This window comes from Limnohabitans sp. TS-CS-82 (assembly GCF_002943475.1).
Genome location: NZ_PTQX01000027.1, coordinates 1 through 18,049 on the forward strand (window position 1 = coordinate 1; position 18,049 = coordinate 18,049).

Genomic DNA, 18,049 nt, shown 5'->3' on the forward strand with positions numbered 1-18,049 from the left:
TTGGGGAGGCCAGAAGTACACAGGGCTCTAAGGTAGCTGGAGCAACTGTGCGTGGCTATCTAGTCATCTCTTGACGCGACGAGAAATCGGTCGGAAACCCTCATGGATACTGGAAAGTTCAACAATCCACACGTCCATCTTGACGCCATCAGGTTCGGCAAGGACTTTGAGCCTGAAAACCCCGTCCTGCAAGGCTTTGCGCAGGGGGAGGGATGGATTTGACGAGTCCATCTTGATGGATGGATTTCTCGGCTCAGGGGCGCTTGAATCGTGCCCAGAGGGCAGGCGATTTTCATAATCTGACCTGCCTTGACGGTGCTTGCGCCAGTAGTCCGGATTTTTTTCGGTCCAGGTCTTCTGCGCACGAGACTGGTTATCTCGGTAGTCTGGGTCGGATTGAAGCTTGCTTTTGTGCCATTGCCGCCGACGCTCTTTCTGGCAATTGGCCTTTGAGCAATACGCTTGATTTGGCACCTGCGGCGCTGGGATTAAACGAGTGCCACAGTGGGCGCAACGAAGCTTGGTCATGGATGTTCTCCAGTCAATTGAGGGACTAGAAACATCGCTCGATGCGAGGGGCAGGGGGTGAGGTTCGTGATGGCAGGCTTGTTAAAGAGCCCTTGAATGTGCGTCAGTAAATTAAAGACATTCTTTAATGTGATGGCGATGAGTCGAGTTTTGCCGTTTGGATGGGATTGACAGCTATGTATCCCAATTGATACAATGTGTCATGAAGACGATCTATACGACCGAAATTTTTGATGGGTGGTTTGACTCCTTGCGAGACAAACAAGCAGCCCGTCGGATTCAGGTGCGTATTGATCGGGCGGAAGAAGGAAATTTCGGAGACCATAAATCTGTGGGTGACGGCGTTTCCGAAATGCGAATTCATCACGGTCCAGGCTTTCGGGTGTATTTCACGCTACGAGGTTTGGAAATCGTCATCCTTCTGGCCGGAGGAGACAAATCGAGTCAGGCCAAAGATATTCAAACCGCGCAGGAGCTAGCGCGTCAACTGAAGGAGTAAGAGATGACTGCTCTTAAGCTACGCAAATGGGATAGCGCAGAACACCTCAAAACTGAAGAGGACATGGCGCTTTATCTGGAGGCATGCCTGCAAGAGGCGGGGGATGATGCGGCCTTTATTGCCAAGGCTCTAGGCACCATTGCCCGAGCCAAGGGCATGTCACAACTTTCACGCGATACGGGGCTGGGCAGGGAAAGCCTCTACAAGGCGTTGTCAGGGGAGGGCAACCCCAGCTTTGCCACCATCTTGAAAGTCACGGCTGCGCTGGGAATCAAGCTCCACGCACAGCCGTTGCATGTGGGCTAAGTGCGGTAGTTGTGGATTTGGGTTCAATTCCGGTGAACGGATTTTAAGTTGAGTCGGTACAGTTCGTTGATGTAAGTCTGATCTATCGGTTGGCTAAGTCTCTACCTCGCATTCACGCCCTAGTACTCTCTGGCACGCTTGAGTGCTAATAGAAAGTTCCTGAGTGGTGAGCCATCCACCACCATATATGGGGGACAGAACTTTCTCTGTCCCCCTTTTTCTTTGCTTCAAAGCCCTGTCTTTGCGGGCTTTCGGCTCATTGCTTGTGGACACACGCGGTCACGTTTCCGTGGTTTCTGGTCGCTACAGGTGAATTTCTCTCTCTTTTCTCTCCAAGCTTGTGGACGTGTCCATGAGCTGAGTCCAGCATTTATGCGGGTTTGAGTTGACGAGTTTGACCTTCTGATTGGCCGGGCAAAGGGGACTTAAAGGCAACAATGAGAAATTTTTGTACCAAGAGTTTTAGGTGCGGTTTCGACCTAAATCCGAGGTTGGACTTCGTGGTGCTCATGACCGCTTAGCAGCGATTGCAGTCGGCTGACGCAGCAAGGCACGACAACATTAATGCCACAAAGCGGCTCTTCGTTTTGGTGGATGGGGCTACATTGAGTGGCGGCTATGAGGGGTAATGCAGTCCTAGGCAGTGAGTTACACGACAAACGCGAATTCACCGACCGTTCTTCGACTGCCTGTACTGGCGGTTTCGACCCGATGCGGTCGTCGACGAACCCACAATGAACTTCCGCTCCTGGTTAATAGCGAAGTTCAGAACAGGCGTTCGGCCGCAAATCAGCGGACCTGCAAAAGTCCTAGATTTCCCCGGAGATGCCAAAGCAGGTATGCAGGCAGGCCGAACTCGTGCATCGGCGCGCCCAGCACGACATGGCCATGTGGCTGCATCTCAGCGATCTAGCATCATCCCGAACCATCTATGCGGCTTGCCCGGCTCCAGTGAACGCGGCGCTGAGCGCCGAATTCACTGATTTCAATGACCCCGGCGTGGACTGCATGCATTCACACCGAAGTCATGCGGTCCAATCAAACGGGTCCGTTCAGTAAGTGCTGACCAGCGGCATCTGGCCCGTGCGAACCGCCTCGGCCAGTTCGGTCTTGACCTGCTCGCGGGTCTTGCCCTGGGCCACCGGTTTAGCCGGGTAGCGGCCGGGGAAAAGTTCGTTGGCTTTCTTGCCGCTCTCTTGGTCGACCACGATGTCGCCGGTGCGGATGGCTTCGGCCAGCTCGGCTTTGACTTGCTCGCGGGTCTTACCTTCGACGACCGGTTTGGCCGGGTAGCGGCCAGGGAAAAGTTCATTGGCTTTTTGGCCAGTTTCACCATTGACCACGATGTCGCCGGTGCGGATGGCTTCGGCCAATTCAGCCTTGACCTGTTCGCGGGTTTTGGGGGCCGAGGCATCAAAGGCCAGGGCATGGCCAGCGGACAGGGCTGCCACCACGGCAAGGGTCAGGGCGGAGAGGGTATAGCGGTTCATGATTGGTTTCCTTTCGGTTTCAAGAAACGGCCGGTCTGTCAACATGACGGAGCTTCTGGCCGGGTCGATGGACCTTCGTGTGGAAAGCGCTGCATCGATGGGATGAACTTTAAAATTTCTTTTTCGAAGGAAAAATAGCTAATAAAACATTGGGTCATTTCCAAAAGAGAAATAATGCAAGCTCTTGAAGAGCCTGTAAGGAGCGCTGGATGGACCGACTGCAGTCGATGCGTGTTTTTGAGAGCGTGGTGGACGAGGGCGGCTTTGCCGCTGCAGCGCGGGCGCTGGACATGTCGGCCCCCGTGGTCACCCGGCTCGTGGCCGACCTGGAAGAACACTTGGGCACGAGGCTGTTGCAGCGCTCCACTCGGCGCCTCTCACTCACCGAGGCTGGCCAGCAATACCTCAGCCGCATACGCCACATCCTGCAGGACATCGATGAAGCCGATGCGATGGCGAGTTCGCACACCACCGAGATGGCCGGCGTGCTGCGAATCCAAGCGCCGCCCCTGCTGGCCACCTATGTTGTCGCGCCTTTGCTGGGCCGCTTTCGCAGCCAGTACCCTGCGGTGCGGATCGAGCTGCATGTGTCGCCCGTGGCCGAGCCAGCCATTGAGGACTTCGACATCACCTTGCTCGGCACCGATGACAACTTCGACGCTGACATCGTGGCGCGCAAGGTCATCGAGTCAGAAGCTTTCCTGGTCGCTTCGCCGGCTTATCTGCAGCGCCGGGGGGAGCCACGCAGGCCAGAGGAGCTGGCGCACCATGATTGCCTGAGATCGAAATCGCCCCAAACCCGACCACGCATTTGGCGTTTGTGGAGTCCTCAACGAGAAGAACAATGGCAGGAGGTGGAGGTTCAGCCTGTTTTGTTGTCCAACCACATGGACACGCTGTTGCGCGCTGCGCTTGATGGCGCCGGCATCATGTCTTTGCCCTTGGATATCGCGGCACCTTACCTCTCACAAGGCACTTTGGTTCGGGTGCTCTCTCCCTGGATCACAGGGCGGCTGGCCTTGTATGCGGCATTGCCGAGCCGTAAGTTCATTCCCGACCGGACACGGGTTTTTCTGGAGTATCTGATCGAGCAAACAAAGCTTCAGACCGACAAGGCCTTGAAGGCATTCACTTCAACGAAAGCGGATTCCGTTGGTTGAGCCACCGACGCACGCGGGCCGCGGTTCAGCCTGAAATTTTCAGATGCCTTCAAATGGAGAAAGCGTGTCGATGGACGCCTGCAGACTGACCATCGACGCGCTAGGTCGGTTCCATCACACGGGTTTGGAGTGCGTTTTTCATGAATGCGGCGGCTTGGTTGCTCAATCGGGGCAAATGGGCAATCTGGTCTTGCTCGATGTGCTGCAGCACCATTTCGTTGATTCCACCAATCAGCCCAGTGGCCAGCCATTGCGGGATCGGAGTTGAGCGATGGTTGGCGGCGGCCGCCAGAAGTACCCCCGCTAGTCTTTCCATTGCCAAGCGCCTGGCGACCAGCCCAGCAGGTCCAAGCGCAAGGATCTCCACAAACAACGCGCGCAGTAGCAAGGGATTGGCGGCCAAGGTCTCCAGATAGAGCCTGATGGTCAGATCAATCTGCGAACTCCAATCTCGCTTGGGATCGATGCTGGCACGCAGCGTGGCCTCGATCTTTTGCGCAGAGTGGTTGAACAGCGCGATCAGGCAGTCGGTCTTGTCCTTGAAGTATTGGTAGAAGGTCCTCTTGGACACATTCGCCTCGCGAACGATGTCTGAAGTCGTGAGTTGCGCGTACCCGTGAGCAGTGACCGCGCGTGCCATTCCCTCCAGCAACCGGGTGCGGTGTTCATCGTCAGGGATCTGTGGTCGGCTCATGGTTCGAGTATCTCATGCTCGGTACTTGACAGTACCGAAAATCGGCGTAGAATTTTGATTATGGTACCAATTGGTACCGAACTAGAGAATGCCATGTTGAATCAACAAAATCGATTGCTTGCCAGGCTGACACTCAGTGCCTTGATGGGGGTGGCAGCTTGCCTTCCCACGCTGACACATGCCGAAGCTCTCAACTTCGAAGAAGCCGCCCATCGACTGCAAGCCAATTCAGATCGCCTGGCAATGACTCGCTTTTCTGTTGAGAGCGCACAATTAAAAGAGCAGGCCACTCGGCATCTGGGTGGTCCCGTGGTGACCGCAGGAGCTGCGGCTTTCCGCTTCCAGGGCGCCGTACAGGGCATTGATCTGACCCCCCTGACGCACACGATCGGTTCGTCGATTGCAGCGTTGCCGGCGCCGCTGGCGGCCGGTCTAACACGCCTGCCGCCACTTCCGAACAGCCTCGATCTGAGCACGCAGCGCAGTGGCAATACCTCATCAGTCTCGGCAATATTGCCGATCTACACCGGGGGCGCCACCACGGCAATCAAACAGGCCTTGCAAGCCAAAACCGAAGAGGCCCGGGCAGACGGCCGCCAGGTACAACAGGAAGTGTTCAATGAGTTCGTGCAGCGCTACTTCGGCGCCCAACTGGCTGAACGCGTCGCCGGATTGCGTGAAGTGGCCTACCGAACCGTCTCGGAGCATGACGCCGCCACGCAGCGAATGCTGGAAGCAGGTCTTGTCGCACAGGTCGAGCGACTACAGGCTCGCGCAGCGATGGAGGATGCCAAGCGTAACGCCCTGAAGGCCCGGGATGACGCTGAATTAGCCTCGACGGCGTTGGCCAGAACCCTTCGCAACAATGAGCGGATTCAACCGATGAGCCCGCTGTTCGTGATCAGTTCGCCGATCGAGCCGCTCGGCTACTTCACTGACGCGGCCCTGGAACGTCACCCGGGATTGGCCAAGGTGGCTGCCAAGAAGCGTGAAGCCGAGCAAATTCATGCGCTGGAAGAGTCTCAGAAGAAGCCTGCGGTGTTCGCCTTTGGTCAACGCCAACTGCGCTCCTCGGACCAGGCCAATTGGGTTGTGGGCGTCGGGGTCAGCTGGAGGTTGTGGGGTGGCGTGGACCGCTCCTTAATGAGCGAAGCCTCTCACCGGCTCATCGAGATGGCGGACAGCCAGGACAAGCAAGCCCGAAATGACATTGCCTTGCTGGTCGAGAAACGTTGGATGGCCGTCGACCAAACCCGGCGCCAGTTCCTTGCGCTGACCCCGAGTCTGGAGTTGGCCAATGCAGTCCTCCAACTCAAGACCAAGGGCCAGAAGGCGGGTACCAACTCCACGCTGGAACTGATCGACGCCGAAGTGAACCTGGCCAAAGCCAAAACGGAACAGGCGCAAGCGGCTTACGACTATGTCAAGGCGCTCGCCGATCTCCTTGAAGTGTCTGGCCTGTCCGATCAATTCGGCAGTTACATGGCTCGTGCCGATCTGAAAGTGCAATGAGATGAACAAGAAACTACCCATCACTCTGGCCATCATCGGCGCAGTCACCGTTCTCAGCGTGGGCCTATGGAAGGCCCAACAGCCTGGCGCCGAGGCGTTCCAGGGGCAAATGGAGGTTCAGGAAGTAGACGTCGCTTCCAAGGTCAGTGCCCGGATCGCGGACATCTTGGTCAAGGAAGGGGATGTCATCACGGTCGGCTCGCCGCTGATTCGCCTGGACAGTCCTGAGGTGACCGCAAAACTGGCGCAGGCCACTGCGGCCCAGGAGGCTGCGCAGGCCACCGCGGCCAAGGCACAAAATGGCGCCCGCCCCCAGGAGGTGGAAATCGCCCGTCTGAACTGGCAGCGCGCATTGGCGGCGGCGGACCTGGCACAGGCGTCGTTCAAGCGGATCGAAGGATTGGCCAGGGACGGCTTGATCGCTGCGCAAAAGCGCGACGAGGCCGAAGCCAATTTCAAGACAGCCCGCGATCAAGCCCTGGCTGCACAGGCCCAATACGAGATGGCTCGCGCCGGGGCCCGTGCCGAGGACAAGCAAGCTGCCGCCGCACAGGCGCGTCAATTGGCTGGAGTCGTAGCTGAAGTCCAGGCGGCCAAGGCCGAGACGGAACTCAAGAGCCCAGTGGCCGGCGAAGTCGTCAAGGTGCTGGGGCGCGTGGGTGAAATTTCGCCCCAAGGCGTCCCCGTGGTCACGGTTGCCAACATGGCAGATCAGTGGGTGGTGCTCAACGTGCGCGAAGACAAACTCGACAAGTTCGCCGTCGGCAAAGAATTCGATGCCACCTTGCCTGCCCTGAAAGGCCGTAAGGTTCGCTTCAAGGTCTACCGGGCAGCAGTCCTGCCTGATTTCGCCACGTGGCGTGCCACCAGGTCCGATCAGGGCTTTGACATCAAGACCTTCGAGGTGCGTGCCCGCCCGTCCCAAATGATTGAGGGCGTTCGCCCTGGCATGTCCGTGCTGGTCGAGTGAATTGACCATGCGCCACTTCTTCAACAGCACCAGGCGGGAGGTCCATCGCCTTGGTCAAAGTCCCTGGGACTTGGCGATGGTGACGTGGGTGCCTGTATTGGCCGTGGTGTTGGTCGTTTGGATATTCTCAAGCGCCATCCCCAGGAATCTGCCTGTTGGCGTGATGGATGAAGACCATTCCGCGCTATCGCGACAACTGGTCCGCATGCTCAACGCCTCGCCTGGCATGCAAGTGGTGGACGAATTCGACAGCGAGTCCTCGGTCCAACTTGCCCTAAGAGAGGTGCGGGTCTACGGGATGATCAACATCCCCCGGGACTTCGAGAGAGACATCAAGCGTGGGATAAAGGCGGAGGTCATTCTGCGTCACAACGCTCAGTTCGCCACGCATTCGAGTCTGCTGCAGCGGGATGTACGCACGGTGGTTGGGACCCTGGCCGCCGGCATCGAAATGTCTGCTCGAAACAAGCGAGGTGAATCGGCCCAACAGGCCAAGGTCAGCTTTAACCCGATCCAAATCCAATCAATCGCGTTGTTCAACGGGTCTGGCAACTACGAAAAGTACCTGACTGCCGCCGCGATCCCCGCCATCCTTCACATCCTCGCGATGACGGCTGGGGCATGGGCGGTCGGCCGTGAGTTCAGGGATAGGACGCTGGGGCAGTGGCTGCAGCACGAGGGGCCGCGGGCCGTCGGAGCAGCCCTGCTGGGCAAGCTGGCGATTCCTTGGGTGACTCTGACCAGCGTGGGAGCCGCAGCGCTCTGGTACATCACGGCCGGGCGTGGCTGGGACATCTCTGGGAGCCTTCTCTGGATCTTCTTGGCCATGACCTTACTGATGGCGCTATCGCTGGCCGCGGGTGCAGCGGCGGCCACTCTGACCAAGTCCTTGCGCACTGCGTTGTCCGTCACGGGGCTTTTGACCGCCCCGGCATTCGCGTTTAGCGGTATGAGTTTCCCGCTGAGTGCGATGCCTGACAGTGCTCGGATGTGGGCGACCTCAATGCCGTTCACCCACTACATCCGATTGCAGACCGAGCAATTGCTGATGGGCTTAACCTTCGGCGCGAGTGCCGCCACACCTGCTGTATTCCTGCTGGCCACCCTCGGGTTGCTCGGGCTGGCGGCCTTGGGCTTGGTCCAGGCTCGCGACAAGCCATCGACCTGGGGAGCGCGTTGACATGACCTCGCACCATCCCACTTCGCTGAGGTCAGGGTTCGTCGCAACGCTGAGGGACGTCTTGCGCGACAAGGGCGCATTGATGATCTTTGTGGCTGCGCCCCTGTTCTATGCTTTCTTCTACCCCTGGTTCTTTGGCCCGGAGGTCGTGACCCGGATCCCGGTGGCGGTTGTCGACCAGGATCACTCGGCGCTTTCACGCTCGATTCATCGTCTGGCACTTGCCAATCCTCGCATCGAGGTCAAGGCAGTTGGGGCGGATGAGCGAGCCGCGCAAGCCGCCATGAGCCGTGGTGAGATTGATGGCTATCTGGTCCTGCCCGACGACCTGAAAGCCCATGTTGCCAGGGGAATGCCCGCTATGGTGACCGTGGTCTCGAACGGGGCCTATCCCCTCATCAGCAAGGCAGTTCAGTACGGCTTTTCTGAGGCCGTGGGCGCAGCCTCGGCAGGTGTTGAGATCAGGCAGCGAGAGGCCAAAGGACAGAGTCCCCGCCAAGCCGGCGAGAGCCGCACTCCCGTGGATTTCCGGGCCATGGCGCTGTTCAACCCTACAGAAGGCTATAGCAGCTTCATTGTTCCTGCCGTTGCCTTGTTCATCATGCACCAGACCCTCCTGATGGGCGTGGGTATGCTGGTGGCGACCTGGGTCGAACGAGGCGCGGCTCATGCCAGTCCAATGGCCTGGATCGGGCGCTGGCTGGCATTCCTGTTGCCGGGATTGGTGTCTGGCCTGTTCTATTTCGGATGGGTCTTTTGGCTCTACGGTTACCCTCGCGCTAACAACGTGGCTGGCTCCCTGGTTTTCCTGGTCCTGTACGTGTCGGCCATCGTGACGCTGGGGTCACTTGTGGGCCTGTGGTGTAGAGATCGCGAACGGGTCCTTCAAGTCCTGCTTTTTTCGACATTGCCGATGGTGTTTCTTGCCGGATTTTCCTGGCCGCCAGAAGCGTTGCCGCTCCCGTTGCAGTATCTGCGGTGGTTGATACCGACAACGTCTGGAGTGCAGGCTGCATTGCGCCTGAATCAAATGGGAGCCCCTCTGCAAAGCGTGATGCCCTATCTCGGTTGCCTGTTGGCACTGACCGTGGTGGCCGGCAGCTTCGTCTTGAAATTCGGCGGTAAGCCGCAGGGCGATTGAGGACGGAGATACTTGCACACGCGCAGGCAATGGGCTGCTGTGAAGGCACGCTGCTGGTTCGAGGAAGAGCCACGCGTCGACTTCATCCGCAATATCGCCCCCTGGGACGCCGACGATCTGGACGCTGATCGCAGCCGAGGATTGCGATTGGACCCTGAGCGGCCGTTGATCAAAGTTCTGCTGATGGCAGCTTCTGGCCGGTAGCAGCCAGCAGGTCTGAGCCAACGATAGTTCCCGTTGCGACGCCGATATCCTCAGCTGCCAGCCTGTGGCCTGTCGGTATGCGTTAAGAACCAAGGGACCGCAGAGGTCCCCCGCGTCAGCCCTCCGCTGCGTTCAAGCCATCACTTGCCGAACCACTTGGCCACGTACTGCCATGTGCGCAGCAACAGACCGGCGCGCTCCACATCGGCCTGCGCCACGAGCGGGGTTTCGCCCAGCGGCTTGCCGTTCGAGGTGGCGACCACCTTGCCGACCACGGCGCCCTTGGCCACGGGCGCTTCCAGGCCCGGTTTCAGTTTCACCGTGGCCTGCACCTGCTGGCCGCGTGGCACGGTAAGCATCCATGGCGCGCCCAGGACCGCACCCACGGTGTCGGCCTTGCCAAAGCTCACCTTGGCCGTTGTGACCACTGCACCTGGCTGGATCGGGACAGCTTTTTCGAAGCTGCCAAAGCCCCAGCCGAGCAGCGTGCGCGTGTGGTCGGCTCGTGCCTGTGCGCTGTGGGTGTTGAGGATGACCGAGATCAAGCGCATATCGTTGCGCTTGGACGAAGTGACCAGGCAATAACCGGCCTCAGCGGTGTGGCCGGTCTTGAGGCCGTCCACAGTGGGGTCGGTGTAGAGCAGGGCGTTGCGGTTGCCTTGCTTGATGCCGTTGTATTTGAAATCGTGTTCGGCGTAGATGGGGTAGTACTCGGCGCTGTCGCGAATGATGGCGCGCGCCAGTATGGCGAGGTCACGCGCGGAGGACTTGTGCTCCGGATCGGGCAGACCCGTAGGGTTGACGAACTGGGTGTACGTCATACCAAGGCGCTGGGCCTCGGCGTTCATCAGCTTGGCAAAGCCGGCCTCTGAACCGGCCATGTGTTCGGCAATCGCTTTGGAGGCATCGTTGCCTGACTGGATGACAATGCCGCGCAGGATGTCAATGACGGTGGCCTGGCTATTGAGCGGCAGGTACATGCACGACTCGGTGCCCGAACCGCGGCACCAGGCGTTCTGGCTGACTGTGACCAGATCGGTCTGCTTGAGCTTGCCTGAGCGCAGCGCTTGCTCGACGATGTAGCTGGTCATCATCTTGGTCAGCGATGCGGGGGGCAGCGGCTCGTCGGCGTTGGCCGAAGCCAGCACCTCGCCGGAGTCAAAGTCCATCAGCAGCCAGGCCTTGGCAGGCAGCGCCGGCGGGTTGTCGGCCAGGGCCGTCTGGGCGGCCAGAGGCGGCAGGGCGTTTGCAGAGGCTGCGGCGGCCGCAGCCTTTTTGTGCGCTGCAGGCTTGGCGGCAGCGGGGTGTTTGGCCGCGAAGGACGCCGAGCTGGGCAACAGGGTGCCCACAGCGATGGCCAGGGCGATGGGGAGAAGAGAGAAAGTCTTGGCTTGCAGGGTGTGGTTCGGTAGAGCATCGATTGTCGCGGATTGGGGGCGGGTTTCTTGGGATGGCTGCCGATTGGCAGTCACCGCCGCTTCAGCGCCGCTCTGCCTCGCGCCAGCTGGCCGCGCCCAGCAAGATGATCTGCAACTGCTGCACGAAGTCCTGCACCATCGCCTGCTCGGACTGAGGCTCGTCGGCGGGCAGATCCAGAACCTCGGGGGCGGCGGCCAGCAGGGTGTTGACCATCAGGCCGCAGACCATGTGCAGGCTGGCCTGCGACAGGCCCTGGTAGGCCTCCAGCGGCGCCAGGTCGCGTGCCGTGTCGTCCACAAAACGCTGCACCTCGTGGCGGATCGCCAGCCGCAGCACCCGGCTGCCACCCGCGCGCTCGCTCGAGATGAAGCGGAACAGCACCCGGTTGTCGCGCACGTACTGCAGGTACACCTGCACCGACTGGCGCACCACGCTGGTCTGGGCCGAACTCGGCTGGCGCGCCTGGCGCAGCAGGCCGCGAAGCGTGGCCCCCACCTCGTCCACCAGGCTCAGGCCCAGCTCGTCTGGGCTGCGAAAGTGCCGGTAAAACGCATTGGGCACCATGCCGGCCTCGCGCGCGATCTCGCGGATGCCCAGGCTGGTGAAGCTGCGTCCCTCGCCGATCAACCGCAGCGCGGCCTGCACCAGGCTTTGGCGGGTCAGGTCCTTGCGGTCTTGCCGGCTCAGCGGCGGCTCGGGCGTGGCGGGGGCGGGGGTGTCGGGACGGGCGTTCGGCATGGACGGATTTGGCGGTTTGGGTTTTTCGGTGTACGATCGTACACAAACAAAGGAGCCCTGTCCATGTCCGACGCTTACCTCAACTTTGCCAACTCGGCCTTTGGCGCGCGCCTGGCCGGCATGCTGGGCCTGCCGCGTCCCGTGCCGCTCGAGCGGTTCGAAGCCGGCCAACCGGTGGTTGCTGGCGACGTGCTGGTCGGCGCCGGTGGTACGCCCGAACTGCTGCCCGCGCTGCTGGCTGCCTTCCGCGCCATGCGGGCCGCCACCGTGGCGCACCGCAGCGTGCAGGGCTGGACCGCGATGGCCAACCAGGCCGGCTTGATGAGCGGGCTGTGGAGCACCGGCGAGCAGCCGGGCGGTCCCCTCAAGGCCGTGGTGTTTGACGCCACCGGCCTGGCCACCGTGGCCCAGGCCGAGGCGCTGTACCAGTGCTTCCACGACGCGGTGCGCTCACTGCAAAGCTGCGGCCGCGTGCTGGTGCTGGGCCGCCCGCCCGAAGCCTGCCCGGTTGCCGAGCAGGCCACGGTACAGCGCGCTCTGGAAGGTTTTGTGAAATCGCTGGCCAAGGAGGTCAAGCGCGGCATTGCGGTGCAACTGGTCTATGTGGCGCCGGGAGCCGAGGCGCAACTCGAAGGCACACTGCGCTTCTTTTTGTCGCCGCGCAGCGCCTATGTGTCGGGCCAGGTGGTGCGGCTGGCACCCTTTGAGGCCCCGGCCCCGAGCGACTGGGTGCAGCCGCTGGCGGGCAAAAAGATTTTGGTGACCGGCGCGGCGCGCGGCATTGGCGCGGCCATTGCCGAAACCCTGGCGCGCGATGGCGCCCAGGTGGTCTGTCTGGACGTGCCGCAGGCCCAGGACGCCTTGCAGGCCGTGGCCGAGCGGCTGCAGGGCCGCGCGCTGGCGCTCGACATTGCCGATCCGGCGGCCGCCGGGCAGATCGCCCAGGCGGCCCTGGCTGACGGCGGCTGGGACGGCGTGGTGCACAACGCCGGCATCACCCGCGACAAGACCATCGCCAAGATGCCGCCGCACCTGTGGCAGACGCTGGTGCAGGTCAACCTGGTGGCGCAGCAGGCGATCAACCAGGCCTTGCTGGAGCGGGGCGCGCTCCAACCCCAGGCACGGCTGGTGTGCGTGTCGTCCATCTCGGGCATTGCCGGCAACCTGGGGCAGACCAACTACGCGTTTTCCAAGGCTGGCGTGATCGGCCTGGTGCACAGCCAGGCGCCGCGCCTGCCCCGCGGCATGGCCATCAACGCGGTGGCGCCGGGCTTCATCGAAACGCAAATGACCGCCGCCATCCCGCTGGCCATCCGCGAAGCCGGCCGGCGCATGAATTCCATGGGGCAGGGCGGCCAGCCGGTCGATGTGGCCGAAACCATCGCCTGGCTGCTCAGCCCCGCCTCGCAGGGCGTGAATGGGCAGGTGGTGCGCGTGTGCGGCCAAAGCCTGCTGGGGGCTTAAGGTGCAGCGCCAGAACATCACACCCGCCAGCACGCTGAGCAACTTGGCCCGTGCGCTGGCCAGCAGTTTCAAGCGCCCCGGGCCGGTGCGCGCGCTGGCCCCGGTCACGCTGGTGCTGCCGCGCGTCGTGGTCGACGCCGCGCACCTGGCGCGTTACGCCGAGGTCTGCGGTTTTGCCCCGAGTGCGCAAGCGCCGCTCACCTACCCGCAGATGCTGACTTTCCCCCTGGTCATGACCTACATGACTTCGCCCGCCTGCCCCTGGCCTGCCATGGGCACGGTGCACCTGGCCAACGCCATCACCCAGCATGCGCCGCTGGCCGCAGGCGATGCGGTGCGGGTGGAGCTGAGCAGCGGCGAGCTGCTGGCGCACGACAAGGGGCAGGTGTTCACGCTGCACCTGCGCGTGCTACGCGAGTCAGATGGCGAGGGCGATGGCCAATGCGTCTGGCAGGCCACACAAACCCTGCTGCGCCTGGGCGTGAAGTCGCCCGTGGGCGCACCGTTCAACGGCGCCGTGGGGCCGGAACTCGCCCTGACCCAGGCCGGTGCATTCGACGCCCCCGCCGACACCGGCCGCCGCTACGCCCCGGTGTCGGGCGACTACAACCCCATCCACCTGTCGGCGCTGAGCGCGCGCTTGTTCGGCTTTCCGCGCGCCATCGCGCATGGCCTGTGGACGCAGGCGCGCGCGCTGGCCCTGTTGCAAGCCGCCGCGCCGGCCACTGTGCTGCAAGCCGCTTCGCTCACCACCGTGTTCAAGCGGCCCGTGCTGCTGCCGACACGCGCCTCGCTCTGGCAGGCGCAGGCCAGTACAGGCCAGACCGTGTTCGAGGTGCGCGACGCACGCGGCGAGCAGGTCCATCTGCGTTCCGAACTCCGCGCCGAACCCGCGCATCAACCCACCATTTCCTGAGCCCCACCATGACCCCCAACAGCACCCTCCGTCGCGTCGCCATCGTGGGTGGCAACCGCATCCCGTTTGCGCGCTCCAACACCGCCTACAGCCGCGCCTCCAACCTCGATATGCTCACGGCCACGCTGCAAGGCCTGGTGGACCGCTTCAACCTGCATGGCCAGCGCCTGGGCGACGTGGCCGCAGGCGCGGTGATGAAGCATTCGCGCGACTTCAACCTGGTGCGCGAAGCCGTGCTCTCCACCACGCTCTCGCCCGAGACCCCGGCCTTCGACCTGCAGCAGGCCTGCGGCACCGGGCTGGAGGCCGCCATGCTGGTGGCGCACAAAATTGCGGTGGGCCAGATCGAATGCGGCGTGGCCGGCGGGGTGGACACCACCTCGGACGCGCCCATCGCCGTCAATGACCAACTGCGCCGCACCCTGCTCGATGTTTCGCGCGCGCGCAGCCCCTGGCAGCGCCTGCAGCGGGCGCTGCGCATCCGCCCGGGGCAGTTCTTCCAGCCCGAGCTGCCGCGCAACGGCGAGCCGCGTACCGGCCTGTCGATGGGCGAACACGCCGAACTCATGGCCCGCGAATGGGGCATCACGCGCGAAGCGCAAGATGCCCTGGCCCTGCAAAGCCACCACAACCTGGCGCGCGCCTATGGCGAAGGTTTCTTTGTCGACCTGATGACGCCCTTCCTGGGCGTGAAGCAGGACAACAACCTGCGCCAGGGCCTGAACGCTGAACAGCTGGCCAAGCTCAAGCCGGTTTTCGACCGCAAGGTGGCGCCCGGCCAGGGCACGCTGACGGCAGGCAACGCCACACCGCTGACCGATGGCGCCTCGGCCGTGCTGCTGGCCAGCGAAGCCTGGGCGGCCGAGCGTGGTCTGCCGGTGCTGGCCTACCTCACGTTCAGCGAGGTGGCGGCGGTGGACTTTTTCAACCCCGACCCGGCCAAGAAAGAAGGCCTGCTGATGGCCCCCGCCTACGCCGTGCCGCGCATGCTGGCGCGCGCTGGGTTGACGCTGCAGGACTTCGACTTTTATGAAATCCACGAAGCCTTTGCCGCCCAGGTGCTGTGCACCCTGCAGGCGTGGGAAGACCCGGCGTTTTGCCGCGACAAGCTCGGCCTGGCGCAGCCGCTGGGCGCCATTGACCGCAGCAAACTCAATGTGAACGGCAGCTCGCTCGCCGCCGGTCACCCGTTTGCCGCCACCGGCGGGCGCATTGTGGCCACGCTGGCCAAGCTGCTCGCGCAAAAAGGCAGCGGGCGCGGTTTGATTTCCATCTGCGCCGCTGGCGGCCAGGGCGTCGTGGCCATTCTGGAGAAATGAGCATGTTGAACTACAAAGCCCCGCTGCGCGACATGCGCTTTGTGATGAACGAGGTGTTCGACTACCCGGCGCACTACCGCGCGCTGGGCAGCGGCGAAGACGCCTCGCCCGAGGTGGTGGACGCCATTTTGGAGGCCGCCGCCACCTACTGCGAAGAGGTGCTGGCGCCGCTCTACGTCTCGGGCGGCGAAGAGGGCTGCCACTTTCAGGCGGGCGAGGTCACCACGCCCAAGGGCTTCAAAGCGGCGTATGCGCAGTTCGTCGAGGGCGGCTGGCAGGGCCTGTCGTTCCCCACGGCTTACGGCGGGCAGGGCCTGCCCGTGTCGCTCAACCTGCTCAAGAGCGAGATGATGGGCACGGCCAACTGGGCCTTCAGCATGTACCCCGGTCTGAGCATCGGCTGCATCAACACCATCTTGCAGTACGGCACCGAGGCCATGCGCCAGCAGTACCTGCCCAAGCTGGTGGCGGGCGAGTGGGGCGGCACCATGTGCCTGACCGAGCCGCAGTGCGGCTCTGACCTGGCGCAGGTCAAGACCCAGGCCAAACCGCTGGGCGACGGCAGCTACGCCATCACCGGCACCAAGATCTTCATCTCCAGCGGCGAGCACGACTTGACCGACAACATCGTGCACATCGTGCTGGCGCGCCTGCCCGAGGCGCCCGCCGGCACGCGCGGCATTTCGCTGTTCATCGTGCCCAAGTTTCTGGTGGGCGAGGGTGGTGCTTTAGGCACGCGCAACGCGGTGCACTGCGGCTCGATCGAGCACAAGATGGGCATCAGCGCCAGTGCCACGGCGGTGCTCAATTTCGACGGCGCCATCGGCACCCTGATCGGTGAACCGAACAAGGGGCTGGAGGCCATGTTCACCTTCATGAACACCGCGCGCATCGGCACCGCCATCCAGGGCGTGGCCCATGCCGAGCTGGCTTACCAGGGCGCGCTGGCCTATGCCTGCGAGCGCCGTTCCATGCGCGCGCTCTCGGGCAAAAAGGAGCCCGAGCAGGTGGCCGACGCCATCGTCTGGCACCCCGACGTGCGGCGCATGCTGCTCACCCAAAAAGCCATCGCCGAAGGTGGCCGCGCCATGATCTACGCCGCCGCGCAACTGGCCGACAAGATGTTTGCCGCTGCCTGGGCCGGCGACCAGGCCGGCTACAAGCGCCACGACGGCGAACTGGGTTTCTTCACCCCCATCCTCAAGGGCTTTTTGACCGAAATGGGCCTGGAAGCCGCCAACCTGGGCATGCAGGTGTACGGCGGGCACGGTTACATCCGCGAGCATGGCATGGAGCAGATCGCGCGCGATGCCCGCATTGCCACGCTGTACGAAGGCACCACCGGCATCCAGGCGCTGGACCTGCTGGGGCGCAAGGTGCTGCTGCAAACGCGCGGCCAGTGCGTGCGCGACTTCACCGCCCAGATGTGGGTGCTGGCCCGGCCGGGCCTGCTGGCTGGGGGCTTGCGTGGCCGCATGGCCCGCGCCCTGGCGCGCCGCGCCGTGCAATGGAATACGCTCACCCTGCGCCTCATGCTCAAGGCCAAGGCCGACCCGGAGCAAGTGGGCGCGTCGTCGGTGGACTACCTGATGTATTGCGGCTACGTGATGATGGCCTACCACTGGGCGCTGATGGCCCAGCGCGCCGAGCAGGCCCTGCACAGCGGCCAGGGGCCAGAGTCAGCGGCGTTCTACCAGGCCAAGCTGCAAACCGCGCAGTTCTACTTTGAACGCCTGCTGCCCCGCGCCGACGCCCACCACCGCATGGCGCTGGCGCCGGCCAGCACGCTGCTGCAGATGCCGGTGGCGGCGATGGCGGGTTGAACCCGCTTCACCGCTTGGCGGCATGGACAGCAATGTATCTCAATGGATACAGAGCGCCATAAAAACGATCTATGCGCCAACTGAAGGGGTAACCGATGACTGCACTCAAACTGCGGAAATGGGACAGCGCCCAACACCTCAAGACCGAAGAGGACATGGCGCTCTATATGGAGGCCTGCCTGCAAGAGGCAGGGGATGATGCTGCCAAGGCCCTGGGCACCATTGCCCGGGCCAAGGGCATGTCGCAACTTTCGCGCGTACGGGCCTGGGCAGGGACAGCCTCTACAAGGCGTTGTCAGGGGAGGGCAACCCCAGCTTTGCCACGATCCTGAAAGTCACGGCGGCGCTGGGCACCCAGCTCCACGCACAGCCCATGCAGGCGGGGTAAGCGTGATGGGTGTTGGGGTAGGAGCGTTTGTGGCTCATGCCCTGTAAAGGCTGGTTGCTGTCGCTCGTCCCAAGCCGGTCCAATGCCAGCTTCCGACCCTTAGCTGTCATCGGGAACTCAGCTAAGCAGACACTCTTGGACTTAGGCAATTGATCAAAGCGGACGTTGACTGTCCTCAAAAACCTAGGCCATCAGACGGTGCATCAATGCGAATGCTGATGATGAATGTCAGGATAGTGCGGATGCTTGTGAGTGAGCGATGAATGTCGATGCAAATGGGCATGTGGCTCTGTCAAAT

At 62.4% G+C, this 18,049-nt stretch carries 16 protein-coding genes and 1 pseudogene; 12 read left to right on the forward strand and 5 right to left on the reverse strand.

The window, feature by feature from the left end; genetic code table 11:
• Positions 1-63 precede the first annotated feature (63 nt).
• Positions 64-528 carry a hypothetical protein gene (locus C5F52_RS29830; protein WP_146100204.1) on the reverse strand — a complete coding sequence of 155 codons (465 nt, stop codon included), beginning with the start codon at positions 526-528 and terminating at the stop codon, positions 64-66.
• A gap of 202 nt (positions 529-730) precedes the next feature.
• Between C5F52_RS29830 and C5F52_RS29170 the strand changes: the two genes are divergently transcribed.
• Positions 731-1,027 carry a type II toxin-antitoxin system RelE/ParE family toxin gene (locus tag C5F52_RS29170; protein ID WP_104801852.1) on the forward strand — a complete coding sequence of 99 codons (297 nt, stop codon included), beginning with the start codon at positions 731-733 and terminating at the stop codon, positions 1,025-1,027.
• Between the two features lie 3 nt (positions 1,028-1,030).
• Complete coding sequence (locus C5F52_RS29175) at positions 1,031-1,333, forward strand: addiction module antidote protein (RefSeq protein WP_104801853.1); 303 nt, start codon at positions 1,031-1,033, stop codon at positions 1,331-1,333.
• A 1,052-nt stretch (positions 1,334-2,385) separates the two neighbouring features.
• Here C5F52_RS29175 and C5F52_RS29180 read toward each other — a convergent pair.
• Complete coding sequence (locus C5F52_RS29180) at positions 2,386-2,823, reverse strand: DUF4148 domain-containing protein (protein ID WP_199221736.1); 438 nt, start codon at positions 2,821-2,823, stop codon at positions 2,386-2,388.
• A gap of 209 nt (positions 2,824-3,032) precedes the next feature.
• Between C5F52_RS29180 and C5F52_RS29185 the strand changes: the two genes are divergently transcribed.
• The gene (locus tag C5F52_RS29185; RefSeq protein ID WP_104801855.1) at positions 3,033-3,983 is read left to right on the forward strand and encodes a LysR family transcriptional regulator; all 951 of its coding nucleotides are present in this window, start codon (positions 3,033-3,035) and stop codon (positions 3,981-3,983) included.
• A gap of 100 nt (positions 3,984-4,083) precedes the next feature.
• On the opposite strand, the gene C5F52_RS29190 is transcribed toward C5F52_RS29185, so the two are convergent.
• Positions 4,084-4,677, reverse strand: coding sequence for a TetR/AcrR family transcriptional regulator (locus C5F52_RS29190; protein ID WP_066692010.1), 594 nt, complete (start codon positions 4,675-4,677; stop codon positions 4,084-4,086).
• Positions 4,678-4,770: 93 nt separating this feature from the next.
• Between C5F52_RS29190 and C5F52_RS29195 the strand changes: the two genes are divergently transcribed.
• The 4 genes from C5F52_RS29195 to C5F52_RS29210 are packed head-to-tail and all read left to right on the forward strand — an operon-like array spanning position 4,771 to position 9,480.
• Positions 4,771-6,189 carry a TolC family protein gene (locus C5F52_RS29195; RefSeq protein WP_233249852.1) on the forward strand — a complete coding sequence of 473 codons (1,419 nt, stop codon included), beginning with the start codon at positions 4,771-4,773 and terminating at the stop codon, positions 6,187-6,189.
• A gap of 1 nt (position 6,190) precedes the next feature.
• Positions 6,191-7,159, forward strand: a complete 969-nt coding sequence (locus tag C5F52_RS29200; RefSeq protein ID WP_104801856.1) for an HlyD family secretion protein — start codon at positions 6,191-6,193, stop codon at positions 7,157-7,159.
• A 7-nt stretch (positions 7,160-7,166) separates the two neighbouring features.
• Positions 7,167-8,339 carry an ABC transporter permease gene (locus C5F52_RS29205; RefSeq protein WP_066692050.1) on the forward strand — a complete coding sequence of 391 codons (1,173 nt, stop codon included), beginning with the start codon at positions 7,167-7,169 and terminating at the stop codon, positions 8,337-8,339.
• A gap of 1 nt (position 8,340) precedes the next feature.
• The gene (locus C5F52_RS29210; RefSeq protein WP_066692014.1) at positions 8,341-9,480 is read left to right on the forward strand and encodes an ABC transporter permease; all 1,140 of its coding nucleotides are present in this window, start codon (positions 8,341-8,343) and stop codon (positions 9,478-9,480) included.
• Positions 9,481-9,824: 344 nt separating this feature from the next.
• Here C5F52_RS29210 and C5F52_RS29215 read toward each other — a convergent pair whose 3' ends face one another.
• Entirely contained in the window at positions 9,825-11,033 is a 1,209-nt protein-coding gene (locus C5F52_RS29215; RefSeq protein ID WP_236658052.1) for a D-alanyl-D-alanine carboxypeptidase family protein, read from the reverse strand.
• Between the two features lie 130 nt (positions 11,034-11,163).
• Positions 11,164-11,841: an HTH-type transcriptional repressor FabR gene (gene fabR / locus C5F52_RS29220; protein WP_104801857.1), complete on the reverse strand. Its 678-nt coding sequence runs from the start codon at positions 11,839-11,841 to the stop codon at positions 11,164-11,166.
• A 63-nt stretch (positions 11,842-11,904) separates the two neighbouring features.
• Here fabR and C5F52_RS29225 point away from each other — a divergent pair, with 63 nt between their 5' ends.
• From C5F52_RS29225 to C5F52_RS30335, 5 genes and pseudogenes are all read left to right on the forward strand, one after another.
• Complete coding sequence (locus tag C5F52_RS29225; RefSeq protein WP_104801858.1) at positions 11,905-13,305, forward strand: 3-oxoacyl-ACP reductase; 1,401 nt, start codon at positions 11,905-11,907, stop codon at positions 13,303-13,305.
• Between the two features lies 1 nt (position 13,306).
• Positions 13,307-14,221, forward strand: a complete 915-nt coding sequence (locus C5F52_RS29230) for a MaoC family dehydratase (protein ID WP_158270139.1) — start codon at positions 13,307-13,309, stop codon at positions 14,219-14,221.
• An 8-nt stretch (positions 14,222-14,229) separates the two neighbouring features.
• Positions 14,230-15,540, forward strand: coding sequence for an acetyl-CoA C-acetyltransferase (locus tag C5F52_RS29235; RefSeq protein ID WP_104801860.1), 1,311 nt, complete (start codon positions 14,230-14,232; stop codon positions 15,538-15,540).
• Between the two features lie 2 nt (positions 15,541-15,542).
• The gene (locus C5F52_RS29240; protein ID WP_104801861.1) at positions 15,543-17,363 is read left to right on the forward strand and encodes an acyl-CoA dehydrogenase C-terminal domain-containing protein; all 1,821 of its coding nucleotides are present in this window, start codon (positions 15,543-15,545) and stop codon (positions 17,361-17,363) included.
• Positions 17,364-17,458: 95 nt separating this feature from the next.
• Positions 17,459-17,751 (forward strand): annotated as a pseudogene (locus C5F52_RS30335) (addiction module antidote protein).
• Positions 17,752-18,049: the final 298 nt, after the last annotated feature.